Below are 546 nucleotides of genomic sequence, written 5' to 3' on the forward strand. Positions count from 1 at the left end.
ATTGTGCCGTCCTTCGACGGTTGCGTTGGTCCAGCGACAGCGGTGGTAGTTCACAATCTCCGATTCCCAATTACGCATCGTCTTCAAGGTACATGAACGGCATCATGATCAATGTTTTCGCCTTGCTGACACCAAAGGTTAAAGTGAAGGCTAGCAATCCGGGCGTCCGGTGAACAGTCATACCAACGAGAAAAAGCTTCTTTCCATTCCCAGACGCTACGTAGCAGTGGCGAGAAGCTGAGTAATATATCGAGCTGCGCTTGACTCTTTTCCGGCAGGGTATCCATAGGCGGATTCAGTAACCGATGATGACGTTTCAGGATCGCTTTGGCCCGAGGAGCCAGCGTGTGCTGCACTGACTTTCGGACAGCCTGGACACTTTCAATGACATAGCTGTGAACGTGGAACCGATCTGCAATGCGAATCGCATCCGGAAAGCATTCGCTAATCCACGTGTGGTACATCTGAGCCAAATCCATGACCACGGCTTTCGGCTTCAGCGCAAGAAAATCAGGGTGCGTACGAGCATAAGCACGCAGATCCTCC

General features: G+C 51.6%; 1 pseudogene. It reads right to left on the reverse strand.

The window, feature by feature from the left end:
* Nucleotides 1-546: pseudogene (locus L691_RS30055) on the reverse strand (ISL3 family transposase); the annotation flags it as partial.

The sequence above is a fragment of the Paenibacillus zanthoxyli JH29 genome, from assembly GCF_000520715.1.
Taxonomy (GTDB): Bacteria; Bacillota; Bacilli; order Paenibacillales; family Paenibacillaceae; genus Paenibacillus_AQ; species Paenibacillus_AQ zanthoxyli.